This window comes from Halomonas sp., from assembly GCF_041689495.1.
Taxonomy (GTDB): domain Bacteria; phylum Pseudomonadota; class Gammaproteobacteria; order Pseudomonadales; family Halomonadaceae; genus Halomonas.
Map to the genome: position 1 here is coordinate 1 of NZ_JBDNGD010000280.1, position 3,035 is coordinate 3,035.

4 protein-coding genes are annotated in these 3,035 nt (G+C 65.8%); 3 read left to right on the plus strand and 1 reads right to left on the minus strand.

Annotated features, from left to right (window positions below; translation table 11 throughout):
• Nucleotides 1-72: 72 nt before the first annotated feature.
• The 3 genes from ACESMD_RS09600 (at nt 73) to ACESMD_RS09610 (ending at nt 2,592) form a co-directional block, all read left to right on the plus strand.
• On the plus strand, nt 73-249 hold the full coding sequence (locus ACESMD_RS09600) for a hypothetical protein (RefSeq protein WP_372612607.1): 177 nt from the start codon (nt 73-75) through the stop codon (nt 247-249).
• 119 nt (nt 250-368) lie between these two features.
• On the plus strand, nt 369-1,319 hold the full coding sequence (locus ACESMD_RS09605) for a cobyrinic acid a,c-diamide synthase (protein ID WP_372612609.1): 951 nt from the start codon (nt 369-371) through the stop codon (nt 1,317-1,319).
• A gap of 49 nt (nt 1,320-1,368) precedes the next feature.
• On the plus strand, nt 1,369-2,592 hold the full coding sequence (locus ACESMD_RS09610; RefSeq protein WP_372612611.1) for a toxic anion resistance protein: 1,224 nt from the start codon (nt 1,369-1,371) through the stop codon (nt 2,590-2,592).
• A 73-nt stretch (nt 2,593-2,665) separates the two neighbouring features.
• On the opposite strand, the gene ACESMD_RS09615 is transcribed toward ACESMD_RS09610, so the two are convergent.
• Nucleotides 2,666-3,035, minus strand: a 370-nt coding sequence (locus ACESMD_RS09615; RefSeq protein ID WP_372612613.1) for a hypothetical protein, incomplete at its 5' end; no start/stop codon positions are given.

The window sequence follows — 3,035 nt, forward strand, 5'->3', positions numbered from 1 at the left end:
CAGCAAAGACGCTGGTCAGCCGCCGCGACAGGCCGTAAGCTCAGGGAACAATGGTGAAATCGGACTTCTGCCATGGCCCTGATCAGGACTGGACGCGACAGTCGTCGCCGCGGGGCATCCCGACGTCGCAAGCCGATATTTCGTGACAAGGCGCGGTTCGACCGCTGGCTGGACCGCCTTGTCGATGTCGCGGTGATCGTTGCCCTGGCGGTCGGCGCCGTGGCGCTGGCGATGACGCTGCTTCTCTAGCCTTTTGTCTTTCTAGCCTTTTGCATTCGCAGGCGGCGATGGCGCTCGGTGCTTATCGTCCCGGGTCGGTTGCTCTACACTCGGGTTCTGCGTTCCATGGACGAAGGATAGCCGCATCGATGTTGGGATTCCTGCAGGGATTTTCCTATGGCCTCTTCATGACCTGCCTGCCCTGGCTGCTGGTGGGGCTGGTCAACCCCGGCCTGGCGCTGCCGCTGAAGCCCCCCGGCCGGCTGCAGGTCATCCTCCGCTATTGTCTGGTGATTCCCTTCATCAGCATGCTGCTGTGGCTGACCTCTCTGTGGGGTGGCTTCGGCCCCAGCCTGATCGGCTGGCTGGCGGGCATCGTCGCCATTCCCGTGGCGCTGCCCGTCGAGCGAACCCTGCGCGGCTGGCTGGCCCGCCGTCGGGAGCGGCGCCGACAGGCCCTGGCGGCGGCCGAGACCCAGCGACGCCGCGCCCGAGAGGAACGCGAGGCCCAAGAGGCCCAAGAGGCCGGGGTGTCCGTGCTCGATCCGACGCGGCCACCCGAGGGGGCCGATGACCTGGTGCTGGCCATGTGCCGGGCCAAGCAGGGCCTGCTGGAGGTGAACCGTGCTGACCTTGCGATCCAGGCGGACCGCCTCTACAGCCGTTACCGCCATGTGCTGGACGTGCTGGGCAGCCGCTTCCACAGTGGCGAGCTGGCCTTCGAGCGCTCGCGAGGCCTGGTGACCCAGGTCTGTCTCGGCGCGGTGGATACTCTGAACACCATGGGCTCCCAGGCGCGTGGGGTCGTCAGCGTGGACGGCGACTTCGTGCGGCGTCGCCTGGCTCGGGAGGGCAAGCGGTTGAGCGATGAGGAGCGCGCCGCCCTGGCGCGGCGCCTGGATCTGCTGGTGGAGACCGAACGCCGGCTGGATGAGCTCTCCGCCAGTATCGAATCGGCCCTGACCGTGCTCGACGATACCGCCGTCGCCATGGCGCGTATCGAGACGGCGCGCCCCCAGGCCTCGGTGACCACCGAGAAGGCCCTGGAAGACCTGCGCCGCTTCGTCGAAGGTGCCGATCGTTACGCACGCAAGGAATGATCCGGCGGCCGGTGCTGCCGTGACGGCTTTCACGACTCAGGAGGTGCCCATGAACCCGCAATCCGATGGTGACCGTCGCCTCTCCCTGCCGCCGGTGGACGAGATCGCCGGCCAGCTGCAGGCTAGCCATACCGATTCGGTCGAACTCGATGACCGGGACATCGACCCCGAGCTCGAGGCCATGGCCGACCGCTTCGTCGAGGAGGTCCTCGCCGAGGGTGATGAGGACTCGGTGGTTCGCCAACGCCGTGCCGTGGACGAGATGGGCCTGGAGTTGCAGCAGCAGGCCTCCCATCGCAGTGCCATGCTGCAGACGCCGCTGCGCAAGCTGGCCCACCAGGGCGACGAGGGCGGTCCGGTGGCCAAGGCGCTGGTCGATCTGCGTGGGCGCATGGAAGGGCTCGATCCCGCTCGCCATCGCCTGGCGCCGAGAGCCCTGGATCGCTTCCTGGCGATCATTCCCGGCATCGACAGCCGCCTGCAGCGCTACTTCCGCAAGTTCGAGAATGCCCAGCAGGCCCTGGACGCCATCATCGAGGATCTGGAAGGCGGTCGCGACATGCTGCATCGTGACAACCTCACCCTGAGCGATGACCAGCAGGCCCTGGGCGAGATTCTGCGCGAGTTGAACCGGCAGATCGCCCTGGGACGGCTTATCGATCGACGCCTGCAGGACGACATCGCCGCTCGCGATGATGACGACCCCCGGCGTCGCTTCCTCGAGGAGGAGCTGCTCTTCCCGCTGCGCCAGCGCATCGTCGACCTCCAGCAGCAACTGGCGGTGAGCCAGCAGGGCGTGCTGGCGCTGGAGGTCATCATCCGCAACAACCGGGAATTGATACGCGGCGTGGACCGGGCCATCAACGTTACTGTTTCGGCCCTCACCGTAGCGGTGACCGTGGCCATGGCCATGGTCAATCAGCGCCTGGTGCTGGATCGTGTCGAAGCCCTCAATACCACCACATCGCAGATGATCGGCGGGACCGCCAAGGCACTGCGCCAGCAGGGCGTGGACATTCAGAAGCGGGCCTCCTCGACGATGCTCGACATGCAGGTGCTCGAGGAGGCCTTCGGTGAGGTGATGGGCGCGATCGATGATCTCTCGACCTATCGACAGGAGGCCCTGCCCCGGCTTGATGAGCAGATCGACCGCCTGGCCACCCTGTCCCGGCAGGGTAACGCGTCCATCGACCGTCTCCGCCAGGGCAGCGAGGCGCAACCGCAGGACGGTCGCTTCGATGAGCCGGCGCCCGGGAGTCGCGGCCCCGCTTGATCCGCCTGCGAAAGACGCCTCTTCAGCTGACGCTCGCGCTTACTTGCAGCTCGTTTTTACTTGAAGCTCGTTTTTACTTGAAATGAGAGGAGGCGTCCCGGAAGGCCTTGCGCATCAGGTCCCAGGAGTCCTCCATGCCCTGGCGGACGGTGTCCCAGGCCGCTTCGCTGGCATTCTGGAGCTCATCGAGCCTCTGCTGAGTCTCCGCCTGGCGTTTCTTGAGCTGCTCGATATCCTCCTGGTACTTGACCCTGGCCTCGGCACTGGCCTGGCGGGCCTTGGCGGTCAGCTCATCAATCTCGGCATTCCACTCGTCGAGCCGGGCCTTCATTTCCTCGACGAATTCGTCGCGACTGCTCATGGCGATATCTCCCTTGTGGTAGTGTGCATGATGGCGTTTTGTGCGGATTCCCGTCCTGTCTTGAGACGTCCTGTCTTGAGAC

Excerpts from the sequence above, each read along its gene's own strand:
- ACESMD_RS09600 (WP_372612607.1), top strand. The coding sequence starts at position 73 with ATGGCCCTGATCAGGACTGGACGCGACAGTCGTCGCCGCGGGGCATCC.
- ACESMD_RS09605 (WP_372612609.1), top strand. The coding sequence starts at position 369 with ATGTTGGGATTCCTGCAGGGATTTTCCTATGGCCTCTTCATGACCTGC.
- ACESMD_RS09610 (WP_372612611.1), top strand. The coding sequence starts at position 1,369 with ATGAACCCGCAATCCGATGGTGACCGTCGCCTCTCCCTGCCGCCGGTG.